Origin of the sequence: Erythrobacter donghaensis (assembly GCF_002155425.1) — a bacterium.
GTDB classification, from domain to species: domain Bacteria; phylum Pseudomonadota; class Alphaproteobacteria; order Sphingomonadales; family Sphingomonadaceae; genus Erythrobacter; species Erythrobacter donghaensis.
Genome location: NZ_MUYG01000011.1, coordinates 615555 through 631112, shown reverse-complemented (window position 1 = coordinate 631112; position 15558 = coordinate 615555). Strand labels below are relative to the sequence as shown.

Below are 15558 nucleotides of genomic sequence, written 5' to 3'. Positions count from 1 at the left end.
TTATGGCAGGACGTGTAGCGGGCAAAATGGCCCTTGTGACGGGCGGCGCGCAGGGTCTGGGCCGCGCGCATTGCATCCGTCTCGCGCAGGAAGGCGCGCGGGTGCTGGCGACCGACATCAACGGTGCGGGCGCAGAGGAAACGGCCGCGATCATCAATGCCGAACTGGGCGATGGCACCGCTTTCGGCATCGCCCATGACGTGACCAAGCCCGACCAGTGGGAAGTCGCCGTGGATACCGCAAGGGAAAAGCTCGGCGGGCTCAATGTGCTGGTCAACAATGCCGGGATCGGCGTTCCGGGCAATATCGAGGCCTGCGATTTCGCGGACTGGCAGCGCTGCTTTGACATCAACGTCAATTCGATCTTCCACGGCTGCCAGAAGGCGCTGCCGCTGATGCGCGAACACGCGCCGGGATCGATCATCAATATCTCGAGCATCGCCGGACTGATCGCGAGCGATACCATGCCTGCCTACAACGCCAGCAAGGCGGCGGTGTGGATGCTGTCGAAGTCGATCGCGCTCCACTGCGCCAAGAAGGGGATGCAGATCCGCTGCAACTCGGTCCACCCGACCTTCGTCGACACCCCGATCCTCGACGGGACTGCGAAGGCGCATGCGCTCGACAAGGCGGTGCTGCTGGAAAAGCTGGCGCGGCAGATTCCGCTGAAGTTCGTCGGCGAGCCCAACGACATCGCCAATGCGGTGCTCTATCTCGCGAGTGACGAAAGCCGCTTCATGACCGGCGCCGAGCTCAAGCTGGATGGCGGCATCAGCGCGATGTAAAAGAAAGAGGGGCCCGCAAAGGCCCCTCCCGGTTTCTTTCCATCAGGTGCAGCGGCCCGATAAACCGGGAACCGCTTTGTGTGGTCGCTGCACTTAATCAGCAATCAGCGCGACTGCGAGGTAGATCAGCACCGGGCTGCCGAAGCCGAGCAGCGTTGCGGCGACGAAGCCGATGCGCACCAGCATGGTGTCGATGTCGAAGTAGTTGCCGATCCCGGCGCACACGCCGAAAACCTTGCCGTTGGCCTTGTCGAGGCGGAAGCTGCGGCTCGGCGGGGCGCCGTTCGAATGGCCGTCGAGGTTGTTCATGTCTATGGGTCTCCTGTTGCTTGTGGAAGGGCTCAGGCCATCAGGCCGGGGCTCGCGGGCACGATAGCATAAGCAAAGCTGGCGACCGTCAGCACGACGGCAAAAGCGGCAGAGGCGAAGCGGGCGGCGTTGTCAGATCCAAACATGGTATGGGTTCCTTTGATTGCGTGTCGAATGAAGATCAGGCGACGAGGTTCGGGCTGGCGGGGATGATAGCGTAGGCAAACACGGCGGCGGAAAGCACGACCGAGAAAGCGGCGGCGAAGAGGCGGTTGCTGGTTTCGATGGCGAACATGATAGGTCTCCTTGGTCTGTCTTGCGTTGTTTCCGGGACCATCCCGGGGATGCCGGATACTCTGCATGGGCCGTGCCAAACTCGAAAAATGGCGGAATTCTGGGGTTTCGATGCTTTCGCCGCGCAAACGATCCGTTCATGCAAACGAAAGATTGGGAAAATTCACCAAGGGTTGGGATCAGCCGATTCCAGCCGGCCCGCACTGGCCAAATCGCAGGGGCCCCGCTACCCGCGAGAGGCCATGGGCCTCAGCCGGATCACCCTCGAGAATTTCCGCAATCACGCCGCGACCCAGTTGGTCGACACGGCGCACTTCAACCTGCTGGTGGGGGAGAACGGCGCGGGGAAGACCAACCTGCTTGAGGCGCTTTCGCTGCTCGGACCGGGACGCGGATTGCGCCGCGCCAACCTCGGCGATCTGGCACGGCGGGCCTCGCCGGGCGATGCGCCCCTGCCCTTCGCCATCGGCGCGAGCCTGACCGAAGCGGGCACGGTCTCGGCGCGGCTGGGCACTTACACCGAGGCTGGCAACCCCGCCCGGCGGCTGGTGCGCGTCAACGGCGCACCCGCCAGCGCAGCGAGCCTCGCGGAATGGATGGCACTGTCATGGCTGACCCCGGCGATGGACGGTCTCTTCACCGACAGCGCGGGCGCAAGGCGGCGGTTCATGGACCGCATGGCGCTCGCTATCGCACCCGATCATGCGCGACGGGTCAACGCCCTGGAGACGGCGCTGCGCGAACGCGGCAAGCTGCTTGAAACGGGGGGCGACCCGCGCTGGCTCGATGCGGTGGAAGCTCAGGCCGCCGATCACGGCGCGGCGGTGGCGCGGACGCGGAGCGAGCTGGTGCTGCGGCTGGCGGACGAGCTTTCCGCGCTCCCACCTGAACCTTTCGCCCGCCCGGCGCTGGCCTACCGACCCGGCGGGCCGCTCGACGAGACCGCCTTACGTGCCGAGCTCGCCCGAGGCCGCCCGCGCGACCGGGGGGCGGGCCGCGCGCTCACCGGGCCGCAGCGGGACGAACTTGAGGTCAGGATGGCCTCCACCGGCCAGCCCGCCGCCGCCTGTTCGACCGGCGAGCAGAAGGCGATGCTGATCGCGATCACACTCGCCCACGGCATCCTCGCCGCTGCGGGCCGTCCCAGCGTGCTGCTGCTGGACGAGGTCGCCGCGCATCTCGATCCCGTCCGCCGCACCGAACTGTTCCGCCGCTTGCGCGAAGGCCGCGCGCAGGTGTGGATGACCGGCACCGAACTCGCCCCCTTCGATGCGATCCGCGACGAAGCGGCGATCTGGCGCGTCGCGAGCGGGGGCGTGGAGCGGCTCTAGGACGCGGGCGGCGGCAGCGCGCCCTCGACATCGCCCAGTGTCGAAGCCACCAGCCGCTCGATCCCCTCGGCGGTGGGGTGGATGCGGTCGGACTGGAACAGCGACGGATCGCGGTAGATGTCTTCGAGCCAGAACGGGATCAGTGCCGCGCCATATTCCTTGGCGAGTTCGCGATACATCGCATCGAAGCGCGCCTGATATTCCGGCCCGACATTGGGCGGGCTGCGCATCCCCATCAGCAGCACCGGCACATCCCGCGCCTTGAGGATGGTGAGCATCTTTTCCAGATTGCTCCGCGTTTCCTCGGGCGAAACACCGCGCAGCAGATCATTACCGCCGAGTTCGAGGATGAACAGCGCGGGCGGCGTGTCCTGTGCTTCGAGCGTGAATTCCAGCCGGTTCAGCCCCGCCGCGGTGGTGTCGCCCGAAACCCCTGCATTGATGACATCCGCGTTGACCCCCTTGGCCCTCAAAGCATTCTCCAGCTTCTCAGGGTAGGAATCGCGCGGGTCGAGGCCGTATCCGGCAAACAGGCTGTCACCGAACGCGATGATCTTGCGCTCCGGCCCCATCACCGGCACTGCCGGAAGCGCGGGCGCGCCATCTTTCGCCACACCGCCCGGCGGCGGGGGTGCCTCGTCTGCCGAATCCCCGCAGCCCGCCACGGCCAGAGCCAGAGCACCAACGACGCCATAAATCGACCAACCGCGCTTGTGCATCCGCACACCATCCTTAGCTGTAGCTTGTTGACCTCTCCCACCTATGCCATCGGAACCCCGTGACAAGCCCCTCTCTCGCTATCAGCGCCCGCAATCTCACTCTCACCCTCGGCAGCAGCGATGCACCGGTGACGATCCTGCGGGGTATCGATCTCGACGTGCCGCAAGGGCAGGTGGTGGCGCTGCTCGGCCCTTCGGGTTCGGGCAAGAGCTCGCTGATGGCGGTGCTCTCGGGCCTCGAACGCGCCAGCGGCGGGAGCCTGAGCGTGGCGGGCGCGGATTTCGGGAGCCTGACCGAGGATGGCCTCGCCGAAGCACGCCGCGGGCGGATCGGGATCGTGTTGCAGGCCTTCCACCTGCTCCCCACCATGACCGCTGCCGAGAATGTCGCGACCCCCATGGAACTCGCCGCCATGCCCGATGCGGCCCCCCGCGCGCTGGCGGAGCTTGAAGCGGTCGGCCTCGGCCACCGCACCGGGCACTACCCCACCCAGCTTTCCGGAGGCGAGCAGCAGCGCGTCGCCATCGCCCGCGCCACCGCCCCGCGCCCCGGCCTGATCTTCGCCGACGAGCCGACCGGCAATCTCGATGCGGCAACCGGTGAGGAGATCATCAAGCTGCTGCTCGCCCGCCGGGCCGAGACCGGGGCGACGCTGCTGATCATCACCCATGACGCCAGCCTCGCCGCGCGCTGCGAGCGGGTGCTGACGATGGCGGACGGGGTGATCGTCTCCGACACGGCGGGCGTGGCCGCATGAGTCTTCCGCTCGGCACGGCGTGGCGCATCGCCCGCCGCGATCTCAACGCCCGTTTCAAGGGGCTGCGGCTGCTGCTGGTGTGCATCTTCCTCGGCACCGCGGCGCTCGCCGCGATCGGCACCCTGACCAGCGCGATCAAGCGTGAGCTGGAATCGAGCGGGCAGGAACTGCTTGGCGGGGATCTGGAAGTCGAAGTGTGGCAGCGCGACCTCACCCCCGAGGAACGCGCGGCGCTCGCCGAATATGGCGAGGTGTCGAGCGGCTACCGGATGCAGGCGATGGCGAGCACCCCCGATGCCGCCGCGCCGATCGAATTGAAGGCGGTAGACGCGAAGTGGCCGATGTTCGGCACGCTGACGCTGACCGATGGCCGCAAGGTCGGCGCGCCGAGCGGCAATGACGCATGGATCGCGCAGACCGCGCTTGAGCGGCTCGGGATCAAGGTCGGCGACAACTTCAAGGTCGGCACCGCCACCTTGCGCGTGGCGGGGATCATCGAGGATGAACCCGATCGCCTGTCCGAAGGCTTCCAGCTCGGCCCGACGATCATCGTCGCGCAGGATGTGCCCGCCGAGGCCGGGCTGCTGCAACCGGGCGCGCTTTACCAGAGCAAGCACCGCGTCGCCTTCAGCAATCCGGCGCGCGACCCGGAGAGCGTGGAGGAGGCGCTGACCGAGGCCTATCCCACCGCCGGATTCGACATCCGCACCCGCGACCGCGCCTCGCCCGGTGCGGACCGCTTCGTGCGACAGATGAGCGACTTCCTGACACTGGTGGGCCTCGCCGCGCTGGTGATCGCCGGGATCGGGATTGCGGGCGGGGTGTCGTCCTATCTCGATCAGCGCCGTGCGAGCATTGCGACGCTCAAGGTGCTGGGCGCGACCTCCTCCGACATCGTGCGCATCTATGCACTGCAAATCGGCGTAGCAGCGCTGGTGGGCAGCGCGCTGGGCTTAGCGGCGGGCGTGCTGGTGACCCCGCTGCTGGCGAGCGCGCTGCAAGGGCTGCTGCCGGTCGAGAGCGGCTTCATCATCGCGCCGGGTGCGCTGGCGCTGGCGGCGGGCTATGGCCTGCTGGTCGCGTTCGCCTTTGCCGCCGCGCCGCTGCTGCGCGCGCGGACGTTCCCGGCGATGGCGCTGATGCGCTCGGGGATCGTGCCGCTGGCGCGTGACCGGCGCGCGTTGCTGGCGACTGCGCTGGGGCTGGCGGCGATCTGTGCGCTGGCGCTGTTGACCACCGCGCAGCCGATGCTGTCTGGCGGGTTTCTGATCGGCGCAGGGGCCGCGCTGGCGGTGCTGGCGGGCCTCGGCTGGGCGATCCAGCGTCTCGCGCGCCGCCTGCCGCGCCCGCGCAATCCGCTGCTGCGGAGCGCGCTCGCCAACATCCACCGCCCCGGTGCGCCGACCGGCGCGCTGGTGACCGCGCTCGGCTTCGGCCTGGCAGCCTTCGTGCTGCTCGCCGCGGTGCAGAGCGCGATCGACGGCAACATCGCCCAGCGCGTGCCCCGCGAGGCGCCCGATTACTTCGTGCTCGACGTGCCGCGTGACAAGGAGCCGCGCTTCTTCCAACTGATCCAGCAGGATTTTCCCAAGGCCGGCATCCGCACCGTGCCCACGATGCGCGGCGCGGTGATCGCCTATGGGCCCAAGGACAAGATGACCCGCGTCGCCGATCTCGCGGAGATCCCCGAGGGCGCCTGGGCGCTGCGGGGCGAGCGCGGGCTGACCTATGCCGACACCCTGCCCGAAGGCAACCGCGTGGTCGAGGGCCAGTGGTGGAGCCCGTTCCACGATGGCGAGCCGCTGGTCTCGGTCGACGCCGACTTCGCCCGCGCCGTGGGGCTGGAGGTGGGCGACTACCTCACCATCGGTATCCTCGGGGTCGAGCGCACTGCGCGGGTCGCCAACCTGCGGGAGATCGACTGGGAGAGCATGGGCTTCAACTTCGCGCTGGTGTTCAGCCGCAACGCCATCAGTGACGCGCCGCACAACCTCTCGGCCACGATCGACCTGCCCGACGGGGCGGACACCGCCGCGCGCGGCGCGCTGCTGCGGGCGCTGGTGAAGGAGATGCCCTCATCATCGGTGATCGAGGTCGGCGGGATCCTGGTCGAGGCGCGGAAGCTGCTCGAACAGGTGAGCCTTGCGACGCTCGCCGCGGCGGCGGTGACGGTGCTGGCGGGGCTGGCGGTGCTGATGGGCGCGATCGCCGCGGCGCGGGCGGCGCGCACCTATGATACGGTGATGCTGCGCGTGCTGGGCGCAAGCCGGCGGCAGATCCTGCTGCTGCAACTAGCCGAATATGGCCTGCTCGCCGGGGTTCTTGCGCTGGTCGCGCTGGCGCTCGGCGGAGGGCTGGCGTGGGTTGTGATCACCCAGCTGTTCGAATTCGACTGGCTGCCCGACTGGGGCGAGGTGCTCGGCGTGCTCGGCCTCGGCGTCGCGCTGGTGCTGGCCTTCGCACTCGCCGGATCGCTGCCGCTGCTGCGGGCGAAACCGGCGCGCGCTTTGCGAGAGCTTTAGCCTGCGCCCGACATTCAGATGATGACGCAGCCGAAAATGGTGCATTGTCAGCAGCCGGAGCGCAGCGGCCTTTAGGGCCGTGAGCACCAGAAGCCTGAGAACGGGCCGTTTGCAGGCCGTCAGCGCTGAATGCCGGGTGCAGGCTAGGCGAAGACCTCTTCCAGCCGCTCTGCCCCGCCGCCGGTGACTTCGCAGTGCAGCGCTGCGGTGAAGGTGGCGGTATAGATCGAATAGACCACGAACAGCGGCAGGAAGATCAGCAGGCCGACGATCCCCAGCACGATCCCGGTGCCCGGGCTGGTTTCGGTCATGTCTGCGGCAAAGAAGATCAGCATGAAGGGCACCGCCAGCGCTGCCAGCGAAATCCCGATGAAGCCGATCAGCGCGAGCAGGATGCGCAGGCCCTTGCCCTGCGTCACGGCCCAGCTGCGGCGCAGGGCCGCGATCGGGTTGAACACCTGATCCACTGCGACCACCGCCACCAGCACCGACAGGCGGCAGGCGAGCCAGATCACAAGCGGCAGCATCAGCAAGCCCAGCAGACCGCCCAATAGGCCTCCGACTGCACCTCCGCCGACCGTCGCAAGGCTCACCACCGCCAGCACCGCTGCGGTCAGCGCGAAATAGCCCAGCACCAGCAGCACCGACAGCCCGAAGAAGGGCAGCGCGCTGCGGAAGCCGCGGTTCATCGCCGTGCCGAACACAGGGTCTTCCATCGGCGATCCAAGCGTCACCATCGCCGCCTGCTGCGCCAGCAACAGCACGATGTAAGCGCCGTAGAACAGCACCATGAAGACGATCATCACGATCCCGAGCCCGCCGAGCGCAGTCGGATCGTCGAACCCCGTGCCGAGGCCCGCCACGCCGGCCATGCCGACCACCACCATCACCACGCCCAGCACGGTGGAGGCGGCCATCTGGATCGCCAGAAACACCGCCCACATCCCCACCAGCGGCCAGAACCGTTGGCGCAGCATGGCAAAGCTGGTCGAAAACACGCGCCCGATATCGATCATCGAAGTCCCCTTGCGCGGCCACCCCTGTTCGCCGCGTCGCCTGAGATTGCACAGGCCAAGCGCTTGAGGCAAACAGAAAACTACTCGAACAGGTCGCCCTGCCAGGTCTGGCGCGGATCGGGACCGTAGCGGTTGTCCCCCCATGTGCCGGGAAGGCACATCAGATAGATCAGCCAGCCGAGGCCGAGATAGGGGATCAGGCTGACGAGCCACCACCAGCCAGACTTGTCCGCATCGTGCAGGCGGCGCACCTGAAGCGCCAGCGTCGGCAGGCCGAAGATCGCTACATAGACCAGCGGCGCGCCCAGCAGCGCCGCGGGACTGTCCTCGCGGGGCATGAGGTTGATCCCCAGCAGCAGCGCGCCGAGCACGATCGGCACCTGCCAGGCGATGAACAGCCAGTATTCGCGCCGCCGCGAGCGGGTGCGGAAATCAAGGATGCGGCGGAAGGGATCGATCAGGCTGTCGAGCATCCCGCTTCATTCCCCGCCATCGCGCACCTTGCAAGAGGCCCGAAGCCTCCCCCACGAAAAAGGCCCCGCACCGCGAAGGTGCGAGGCCTTGATCTCGTGTGGCCGAAGCCCGGTGCGATCAGAACTTGAAGCGCACCAGACCACCCCAGGTGCGCGGCGGGTTGGGATATCCCGACACCGTGCCGGCCTGCGCAACGCCCGGGAAGATCGTCAGCGCGAACTGTTCGTCGAGCAGGTTGCGCGCAAACAGACCGACTTCCAGCCCGTTGTCGAGCGCCAGCGTGGTCGAAGCGTTGACCAGGTTGACTTCACGCCGGAACTGGTTGGCGTTGAAGCCCGCGATCCCGTCAAGGATGTTGACCTGGCTGTCATGCGCATAGTCGACGCGGGTGATCAGGAAGTTGCCGCTGCCGCCGAATTCGTGGCTGTAGGTCGCCGAAGTCCGCAGGCTCCAAGCCGGGATACCGGCCGGACGCCGTCCCGACAGATCGCCCAGCGGGCCGCCGGTGAAGTCGTCATACAGCGGGTCGAGGTGGGTGACGGCGAAGGTCAGCACCAGCGGATCGAACGGCTGGATGGTGGTATCGAGCTCGAACCCGCGCACCGACTGCTTGCCCGCATTGGCAAGGCCGAAGCCAAGCCCGGTGAACAGGAAGCTCTGGAAGCCTTCGATCTCCTGATCGAAGACCGCGAGGTTGAAGCCCCAACCATCCCACTGGCCCTTCATGCCGAGTTCGATCACGCGGGCTTCTTCCGGGCCGGCAAAGCGGGTGCCGGTCGAAAGGTTGGGCGTGGCCAGCCCGGCGTTGATGATCGGCGATGCCGGGGCACCGAAGGTCGAACCGCGCGGACCGGGGCCCGGGATGTAGTCGCTTGAGAGCGGACGGCTGTCACGCGACAGGTTGACCGAGCTCGCCTTGAAGCCGGTCGAATAGCTCGCATAGACGTTGAGCTCGTTCGATGCCTGATAGGCGACGCGCAACAGGTAGGTCAGCTGATCGTCCCGCGTGCGGCCATCCTCGACCGTGTTGGGCACGTCGGGCGACGGGGTCTGGAACTGCAGCGCGGCAAGGCCCAGCAGCGGGTTGACCCCCGGGTTGGTAGCCGCCGCCAGCAGCGCCTGCTGGTTGGCCGCCGGAAGCGCCTGGAACTGCGCGCGGGTGCGCACCGTGCCGGCAGTCGCCTGAGTGATGAAGGCATCGACCAGATTGATGTTCGCCAGCGGATCGAGCGCATCGAAATTGATGACGAAGTCCTTGCGGTCATCGGTGTAGTTGAACCCGGCGGTGAAGACGAGGCCGTCAGCCGGTTCGAAATCCACCGTGCCGAAAATCGACCACGAGGTGTTGTCCATCGCGAACCGTTCGTTGGTCAGCGCGGTGCCGCCGAGGATCGAGCCCAGCGGCAGGCCGAAGCTAGTCTCAACGCTCCGCAGCACGTTATTGCCAGCGGCGATCAGCGCGGCCGGGGGCGTGCCCGGAGGGGCAGAGGCAGCGGCGACCTGAATCGCGGCAAAGTTGCGGAAATCGCTGCCGATCGACAGGCTGCTGTCCTGGCTGATGCTTTCGTCGAAGTAGTAACCGCCGAGCAGGAAGTTGATCGGCCCGTCGAAGTCCGAGGTCAGGCGCACTTCCTGGGTGAAGGTATTGACCGCCTGATCGCGGGTTTCGGCGGTGATGTCGGCCGAGGTGAAGTCAACGTCCTGCGTGAAGGCGTTGGTGAGTTCACGATAGGCGGTGATCGAGGTCAGGTTGACGTTGCCGAAGGCCCAGTCGAGCTGCCCCGAGAAGCCGTAGTTCTCGTTCCTGTTGAACGGCACGGCGTTGAGGAAGTTGTCGAAGCTGAAGAAGTCGGTCGGGAACTGGCCGCCCACGCCGCCGATGGCGAGCTGGGTGATCGGGCCGACGACAAGGTTGCTGGTCTGGCAGCAGACTTCGTCGATATTGGTGTAGTCCGCGATCAGGCGGATCTTGATGTCGGCGGTCGGCTCGATCAGCAGGTTGCCGCGCACCGACCAGCGGTTGCGGTCGTTGATCTCGGCATTGTCGAGGTTGACGATCCGGCCAAAGCCGTCGCGCCGCTGATAGGTGCCGTCAAGCGACCAGGCGATGTTGTCGCTGATCGGCCCGGTCACTTCGCCGCGCAGGTTGATGGCGTTGAAGTTGCCGTAGGACGCTTCGATCTGGCCGCCGAATTCGTATTGCGGCTCCTTGGTGACGACCGAAATCACACCGGCGCTCGCGTTCTTGCCGAACAGGGTCGATTGCGGCCCGTTCAGCACTTCGATGCGCTGGATCATGTTGAGGTCGGACAGCGCCGCGGCCGAGCGCGAGCGGAACACGCCGTCAATGAAGACGCCGACCGAAGGCTCGATCCCGAAGTTGTTGTCGCCGTTGCCGAAGCCGCGGATGATGAAGGTCGTCGCGGACGAGGTCTGAAGCTGGCTGACACGCAGCGACGGCACCACGGTCTGCAGGTCGATCACGTCGCGGATCTGGGCGCGCTCGATAGTCTCGCCGCTGGTCACCGAGACCGCGATCGGGGTTTCCTGCAAGGTCTGTTCGCGCTTGGAAGCGGTAACGATGATGACGTTATCGGCCTCGGGCACTTCGGGCTCGTCACCCTCGTCCTGAGCGAAAGCGACGCTCGGCAGGGCAAGGGCCGTGGCCGCGCCTGCAAGCAGGGTGAATCGATATGCGCCGGCAATGCCGGTGAAGGTCGAACGCATGGAAGCTCCTCTCCAAAAATCCCGCGACCCCGGCGCCCTTTGGCGGGCACGCACCGTCCCAGTGCGCTCTCTCCCGTGATCGTGTGGGCGCCCTGATAAGCCAGCCGCGCGCGGGCGACAAGCGCTCCGCTAGCGCTTTTGAGGGGGCAATCGCGATAATGTTGCGCAAGAGTCACAGTGTCATGGCCGCGCCCAAAGGCTTCGGCCACCCCGGCGCTTGCCCCCCGCGCCCACCCCTGCTAGGCGCGCCGGCGATGTTGCATCGCAGCACACGGAGCCTTGCGCGGCGATTGCCGTAGCGTCCGGCGCTGTCGCCAACCCGCCACAAACATTGCCTAACGCACCGCGCCCACCCGCGTTGCCCCTGTTCTTCATCCGGATGCACCTGGTGTCCGGCTTTTCACTGGAAGTTTTGCCGCAAATGTCGTCCGCCCTCAGAAATATCGCGATCATCGCCCACGTCGACCACGGCAAGACCACGCTGGTCGACCAGTTGTTCCGCCAATCGGGCACCTTCCGCGAGAATCAGCGGGTCGAGGAACGCGCGATGGATTCGGGCGATCTCGAAAAGGAACGCGGGATCACCATTCTCGCCAAGTGCACCAGTGTCGAATGGCACTCGGACAATGGCGACACCACCCGCATCAACATCGTCGACACCCCCGGCCACGCCGACTTCGGCGCCGAGGTGGAGCGTATCCTCTCGATGGTCGATGGCGTGATCCTGCTGGTCGACAGTGCCGAGGGCGCGATGCCGCAGACCAAGTTCGTCACCGGCAAGGCGCTGGCGCTGGGCCTCAAGCCGATCGTCGTCGTCAACAAGATCGACCGTCCCGATGGCCGCGCGCAGGAAGTGCTCGACGAGGTGTTCGACCTGTTCGTCAGCCTCGATGCCGATGACGAGCAGCTCGATTTCCCCGTGCTCTACGCTTCGGGCCGCGAAGGCTATGCCAGCGAGGACGCCGAAGCGCGCTCAGGCACCCTTGCCCCGCTGTTCAACAAGGTGATCGAGCACGTGCCCTCGCCCGGCCTCGATCCGGATGCCAAGTTCAGCTTCCTTGCGACGTTGCTTGATCGCGACAACTTCATGGGCCGCGTCATCACCGGCCGTGTCCAGTCGGGCACGATCCGCGTCAATGATCCGATCCACGCGATCGACATGGACGGCAAGGTCATCGAAACCGGCCGCGCAACCAAGCTGATGAGCTTCGATGGTCTGGAGCGCGTGCCGGTCGAAATCGCGCGCGCGGGCGACATCATTGCGCTGGCGGGTCTGGAAAAGGCGACCGTCGCCAACACCATCTGCGATCCCTCGGTCAGCGAACCGATCGCCGCCCAGCCGATCGACCCGCCGACGCTGGCGATGCGTTTTTCGGTCAACGACAGCCCGCTCGCCGGGCGTGAGGGCAGCAAGGTCACGACGCGCATCATCCGCGATCGCCTGCTGCGCGAAGCCGAAACCAACGTCGCGATCCGCGTCACCGAGAGCGAGGACAAGGACGCCTACGAAGTCGCCGGGCGCGGCGAATTGCAGCTCGGCGTGCTGATCGAGACGATGCGACGCGAAGGCTTCGAGCTCGGTATCAGCCGCCCGCGCGTGCTGTTCCGCGAGGAAGACGGCAAGCGCACCGAGCCTTATGAAACGGTCGTGATCGACGTCGATGACGAACACTCGGGCACGGTTGTCGAGAAGATGCAGCGCCGCAAGGCCGACCTCGTCGAAATGCGCCCCTCGGGCCTCGGCAAGACCCGCATCACCTTCTCCGCCCCATCGCGCGGGCTCATCGGCTACCACGGCGAATTCCTGTCCGACACGCGCGGCACCGGGATCATGAACCGGCTGTTCGAGAAGTACGGCCCCTACAAGGGCCCGATCGAGGGCCGCATCAACGGTGTGCTGATCTCCAACGGCGATGGCGAGGCGAATGCCTACGCGCTCAACATGCTGGAAGAACGCGGCGAGCTGTTCGTGGCACCGCAGATGAAGGTCTATCAGGGCATGATCATCGGCGAGAATGCCAAGCCCGACGATCTCGAAGTGAACCCGATGAAGGCCAAGCAGCTTTCGAACGTCCGTTCGAGCGGCAAGGATGACGCGATCCGCCTCACCCCGCCGCGCCGCATGACGCTGGAGCAGTCGATTGCCTATATCGATGACGATGAAATGGTCGAAGTGACTCCGCTGTCGATCCGCCTGCGCAAGGCCGAGCTCGACCCCAACGAGCGCAAGAAGCTGCGCCGCAAGAAGGGCGATTGATCATCAGGGACAGCGCACCCAGGTCATTCTTTCGTTCTTGTCATAGCGGTAGCGCAGTCGGTCGCCGCCTTCGAGCGCCATGTAGAAGACGTAGCGGGTCGTGGTGTCGGCATAGGTTTCGTCGGCGGTGACGGCGGCGTAGTCGCTCTCGGCACGGACATTCAGCACTTCGGCCGAGCTTTCGATGAACTGGATTTTCTGGGCCGAGACGGTGAAGCGGCTGTGCGATTTCATCGCGCAGTCCTCCAGCGATGCGCCATAGGTGCCGTGGAACCGCGCGGGGATGGCGCTCTGCAAGGCGCCCGAGGCGGCGGCCTCTTCTTCCGGCCCCACCGGCGCGTCCGCCGCGGTCGGCACCGGCGTTGGGGTCGGTGTCTCCACCCCGGCGCGCGGGGTTTCAGTCGGCACGGTCTCTCTGGTGTCACGGTCTGCGTTGCAGGCTCCCAGAGCCAGCGTGGCGAGGGCGGCTGTAAGCATCCGGGTCATCGCGTCACCTAGCTATAGGCGAGGAAGTTGGGCTGGCCGTTGCTGGCTCCGATCCCGCCGTCGACCGGCAGGTTCACGCCGTTGACCATCCGCGCATCATCGCTGGCGAGGAACAGGATTGGCCCCGCGATATCGTCGGGCTCGGCCGGAGGCGGCAGCGGCATGCGGATCTTGAAGGCCTCGAACAGCGCCGCGTTGTCGGCGATCCCGTCGGTCATGTCGGTGCGCGTGAGCGAGGGATTGACGGCGTTGACCCGGATTTTCTTGCGTCCCAGCTGGAGCGCAAGCGCGCGGGTCAGATTGGTGACCGCGCCCTTCGAGGCGTTGTAAATCGGCAGGCTCCAGTCGCCGCCCAGCCCCGATACGCTCGAGGTGTTGACGATGCAGCCTTCGGTCTTGGCGAGCTCCGGGATCGCTGCGCGGCACATGTAAAGGACGCCCTTCACGTTGATGTCGATCACCCGGTCGATGTCGTCATCCGAAGCCTTGGCGAGCATGCCCCCCGCGGCGACCCCGGCATTGTTGACCAGCACGTCGAGCGCGCCGAACCGCTCCACCGTCTTGTTAACGATCTCCCGGGCGAATTCCGGCTTCGACACGTCGCCCGCCACGATCAGCGTGCGCGCCGGATCGAGATCGGCGGCGACGCTTTCGCAGTCCTTCGCGTTGCGCGAATTCAGCACCACGTTGGCGCCTTCGGCGGCAAAGCGACGCGCAGTCGCAGCCCCGATACCCGACGAGGAGCCGGTGATGATGACGGTCTTGTCTGGGAATCGGTTCATGCAATCGCGCCTTTCTTGTGTGTCTTCAGGCTACCAACCGGCAAAACCGCATTTTGGTCCGCCCCTGCCTGTGTCTCTGACGCCCCACGACGGCGACCGGACGCAAAAAGCCCCGCGCGGCCTGAGCTGCGCGGGGCTTTTCATGAGCGGACGGACACGCGGCCCGCCCGCTTTTTCAACGATTAGAACCGCAGGTTCACAGTCGCGCGCAGCGCGTGGTAATCGAAGCGATCATTCGAGAGCCGCATGTCCGTGCCGCCCGATTCCAGCAGGAACGGGTTGGTCGCAGGCGCGGTGCCCGGGCCGACAGCAACGGTGTATTCGTCGTCGTTGTAGCTCGAATAAAGGTATTCGAGACCCAAGCCGAGATTGCGGGTCAGCATGATTTCCGCACCGCCGCCGGCCTGCCAGCCGAACTGCCAATCATTGTTGTCGCTGGGCGTGAAGGAATTCACGCCGTTGCTGGTGGTGAAGGCGCGCTCGATCCGTGCATAGCCCACGCCGCCGGTGGCGTAGAACAGCGTGCGGCCGGCACCCGGCGAAATGCCGAGACGCGCGCGGGCGTTGACCGCCCAGTCGATCTCGCGCTGGAAGGTGTAGGAGGCGGGCGTGGTGCTGAACGCGGTGGTAAACTCCTCCACACCCGGCTTCGCGCCCTCGATCAAAACACCGGCGACGAACGGGCCGTCACCCATCTGCTTGTCGTAGCCGACGCGCAGGGCATAGCCTTCGTTCTGACGGTTGCCGCGGCAACCGGGGGTCGCGGCGGTCGCCGATCCGGCACAGAAGCCCGGCGAGAACGCATCGGCGCCCGCAGCGGTGATGACGTCGTCGTTGAACGCGCCGTCCCCATCGGTGTCGAAGACGATCCGGTCGCCAGCGCCGTCGTCCGCAGTTTCGAGGCCGATCGTGCCCGAGATATAGGGCCCGTCGAAATAGGGTTCGCCGTCCTGCGCATAGGCTGCCGACGAAATCGCCAGCGCCGCGACACCGATGACCGGCGCGACCTTTGTGATGAATGTCATTACTTGAACTCCGAGTTTCTCAATCGCCCGCATCCTTTGCGGGTCGTCGCGAGGTAAGGCGCTCGAAACAGGC

Annotated in this window: 15 protein-coding genes; 5 read left to right on the top strand and 10 right to left on the bottom strand. The window is 66.3% G+C overall.

Features of this window, described 5'->3' with window-relative positions:
- Positions 1–2: 2 nt before the first annotated feature.
- Positions 3–785, top strand: a complete 783-nt coding sequence (locus BZF59_RS14495) for an SDR family oxidoreductase (RefSeq protein ID WP_086608938.1) — start codon at positions 3–5, stop codon at positions 783–785.
- Between the two features lie 93 nt (positions 786–878).
- Here the strand turns inward: BZF59_RS14495 and BZF59_RS14490 are convergent, their stop codons facing one another.
- Genes BZF59_RS14490 through BZF59_RS16360 form a run of 3 tightly spaced genes read right to left on the bottom strand, consistent with a single transcriptional unit; the run spans position 879 to position 1389 of the window.
- Positions 879–1094 (bottom strand): PspC domain-containing protein, encoded by a 216-nt coding sequence (locus BZF59_RS14490; RefSeq protein ID WP_086608937.1) that lies wholly within the window; start codon positions 1092–1094, stop codon positions 879–881.
- Between the two features lie 32 nt (positions 1095–1126).
- A complete protein-coding gene (locus BZF59_RS16365) occupies positions 1127–1240 on the bottom strand; it encodes an enoyl-CoA hydratase (protein ID WP_211277407.1) in 114 nt (37 codons plus the stop codon).
- 35 nt (positions 1241–1275) lie between these two features.
- Complete coding sequence (locus BZF59_RS16360; protein ID WP_211277406.1) at positions 1276–1389, bottom strand: enoyl-CoA hydratase; 114 nt, start codon at positions 1387–1389, stop codon at positions 1276–1278.
- A gap of 241 nt (positions 1390–1630) precedes the next feature.
- On the opposite strand from BZF59_RS16360, the gene recF reads away from it, so the two are divergent.
- On the top strand, positions 1631–2719 hold the full coding sequence (gene recF, locus BZF59_RS14485) for a DNA replication/repair protein RecF (protein WP_086608936.1): 1089 nt from the start codon (positions 1631–1633) through the stop codon (positions 2717–2719).
- Here recF and BZF59_RS14480 read toward each other — a convergent pair.
- Positions 2716–3438, bottom strand: coding sequence for an arylesterase (locus tag BZF59_RS14480; protein ID WP_086608935.1), 723 nt, complete (start codon positions 3436–3438; stop codon positions 2716–2718). The genes recF and BZF59_RS14480 overlap by 4 nt on opposite strands.
- Positions 3439–3497: 59 nt before the next feature.
- Between BZF59_RS14480 and BZF59_RS14475 the strand changes: the two genes are divergently transcribed.
- Both BZF59_RS14475 and BZF59_RS14470 read left to right on the top strand, forming a co-directional pair.
- A complete protein-coding gene (locus BZF59_RS14475) occupies positions 3498–4196 on the top strand; it encodes an ABC transporter ATP-binding protein (protein WP_086608934.1) in 699 nt (232 codons plus the stop codon).
- Positions 4193–6718, top strand: a complete 2526-nt coding sequence (locus BZF59_RS14470; protein WP_086608933.1) for an ABC transporter permease — start codon at positions 4193–4195, stop codon at positions 6716–6718. The genes BZF59_RS14475 and BZF59_RS14470 overlap by 4 nt, the downstream gene beginning before the upstream one ends.
- 143 nt (positions 6719–6861) lie before the next feature.
- On the opposite strand, the gene BZF59_RS14465 is transcribed toward BZF59_RS14470, so the two are convergent.
- The 3 genes from BZF59_RS14465 to BZF59_RS14455 form a co-directional block, all read right to left on the bottom strand.
- Positions 6862–7734: a hypothetical protein gene (locus BZF59_RS14465; protein WP_086608932.1), complete on the bottom strand. Its 873-nt coding sequence runs from the start codon at positions 7732–7734 to the stop codon at positions 6862–6864.
- Between the two features lie 80 nt (positions 7735–7814).
- Entirely contained in the window at positions 7815–8207 is a 393-nt protein-coding gene (locus BZF59_RS14460; RefSeq protein ID WP_086608931.1) for a DUF805 domain-containing protein, read from the bottom strand.
- A 118-nt stretch (positions 8208–8325) separates the two neighbouring features.
- A complete protein-coding gene (locus tag BZF59_RS14455) occupies positions 8326–10935 on the bottom strand; it encodes a TonB-dependent receptor (RefSeq protein ID WP_086608930.1) in 2610 nt (869 codons plus the stop codon).
- A gap of 421 nt (positions 10936–11356) precedes the next feature.
- On the opposite strand from BZF59_RS14455, the gene typA reads away from it, so the two are divergent.
- Positions 11357–13192 (top strand): translational GTPase TypA, encoded by a 1836-nt coding sequence (gene typA / locus BZF59_RS14450; RefSeq protein ID WP_086609238.1) that lies wholly within the window; start codon positions 11357–11359, stop codon positions 13190–13192.
- A gap of 3 nt (positions 13193–13195) precedes the next feature.
- Here the strand turns inward: typA and BZF59_RS14445 are convergent, their stop codons facing one another.
- From BZF59_RS14445 to BZF59_RS14435, 3 genes are all read right to left on the bottom strand, one after another.
- Positions 13196–13669 (bottom strand): hypothetical protein, encoded by a 474-nt coding sequence (locus BZF59_RS14445; protein ID WP_158094334.1) that lies wholly within the window; start codon positions 13667–13669, stop codon positions 13196–13198.
- Positions 13670–13686: 17 nt separating this feature from the next.
- Entirely contained in the window at positions 13687–14460 is a 774-nt protein-coding gene (gene budC / locus BZF59_RS14440) for a meso-2,3-butanediol dehydrogenase (RefSeq protein WP_086608928.1), read from the bottom strand.
- A gap of 182 nt (positions 14461–14642) precedes the next feature.
- Positions 14643–15485, bottom strand: a complete 843-nt coding sequence (locus BZF59_RS14435; RefSeq protein ID WP_086608927.1) for an outer membrane protein — start codon at positions 15483–15485, stop codon at positions 14643–14645.
- Between the last annotated feature and the right edge of the window lie 73 nt (positions 15486–15558).

What these genes read in the sequence shown, in the direction of transcription:
- BZF59_RS14470 (WP_086608933.1), top strand. Translation starts at nt 4,193, where the DNA reads ATGAGTCTTCCGCTCGGCACGGCGTGGCGCATCGCCCGCCGCGATCTC.
- BZF59_RS14480 (WP_086608935.1), bottom strand. Translation starts at nt 3,438, where the DNA reads ATGCACAAGCGCGGTTGGTCGATTTATGGCGTCGTTGGTGCTCTGGCT.
- BZF59_RS16360 (WP_211277406.1), bottom strand. Translation starts at nt 1,389, where the DNA reads ATGTTCGCCATCGAAACCAGCAACCGCCTCTTCGCCGCCGCTTTCTCG.
- BZF59_RS14445 (WP_158094334.1), bottom strand. Translation starts at nt 13,669, where the DNA reads ATGCTTACAGCCGCCCTCGCCACGCTGGCTCTGGGAGCCTGCAACGCA.
- budC (WP_086608928.1), bottom strand. Translation starts at nt 14,460, where the DNA reads ATGAACCGATTCCCAGACAAGACCGTCATCATCACCGGCTCCTCGTCG.
- typA (WP_086609238.1), top strand. Translation starts at nt 11,357, where the DNA reads ATGTCGTCCGCCCTCAGAAATATCGCGATCATCGCCCACGTCGACCAC.
- BZF59_RS14490 (WP_086608937.1), bottom strand. Translation starts at nt 1,094, where the DNA reads ATGAACAACCTCGACGGCCATTCGAACGGCGCCCCGCCGAGCCGCAGC.
- BZF59_RS14460 (WP_086608931.1), bottom strand. Translation starts at nt 8,207, where the DNA reads ATGCTCGACAGCCTGATCGATCCCTTCCGCCGCATCCTTGATTTCCGC.
- BZF59_RS14465 (WP_086608932.1), bottom strand. Translation starts at nt 7,734, where the DNA reads ATGATCGATATCGGGCGCGTGTTTTCGACCAGCTTTGCCATGCTGCGC.
- BZF59_RS14435 (WP_086608927.1), bottom strand. Translation starts at nt 15,485, where the DNA reads ATGACATTCATCACAAAGGTCGCGCCGGTCATCGGTGTCGCGGCGCTG.
- BZF59_RS14495 (WP_086608938.1), top strand. Translation starts at nt 3, where the DNA reads ATGGCAGGACGTGTAGCGGGCAAAATGGCCCTTGTGACGGGCGGCGCG.
- recF (WP_086608936.1), top strand. Translation starts at nt 1,631, where the DNA reads ATGGGCCTCAGCCGGATCACCCTCGAGAATTTCCGCAATCACGCCGCG.
- BZF59_RS16365 (WP_211277407.1), bottom strand. Translation starts at nt 1,240, where the DNA reads ATGTTTGGATCTGACAACGCCGCCCGCTTCGCCTCTGCCGCTTTTGCC.
- BZF59_RS14455 (WP_086608930.1), bottom strand. Translation starts at nt 10,935, where the DNA reads ATGCGTTCGACCTTCACCGGCATTGCCGGCGCATATCGATTCACCCTG.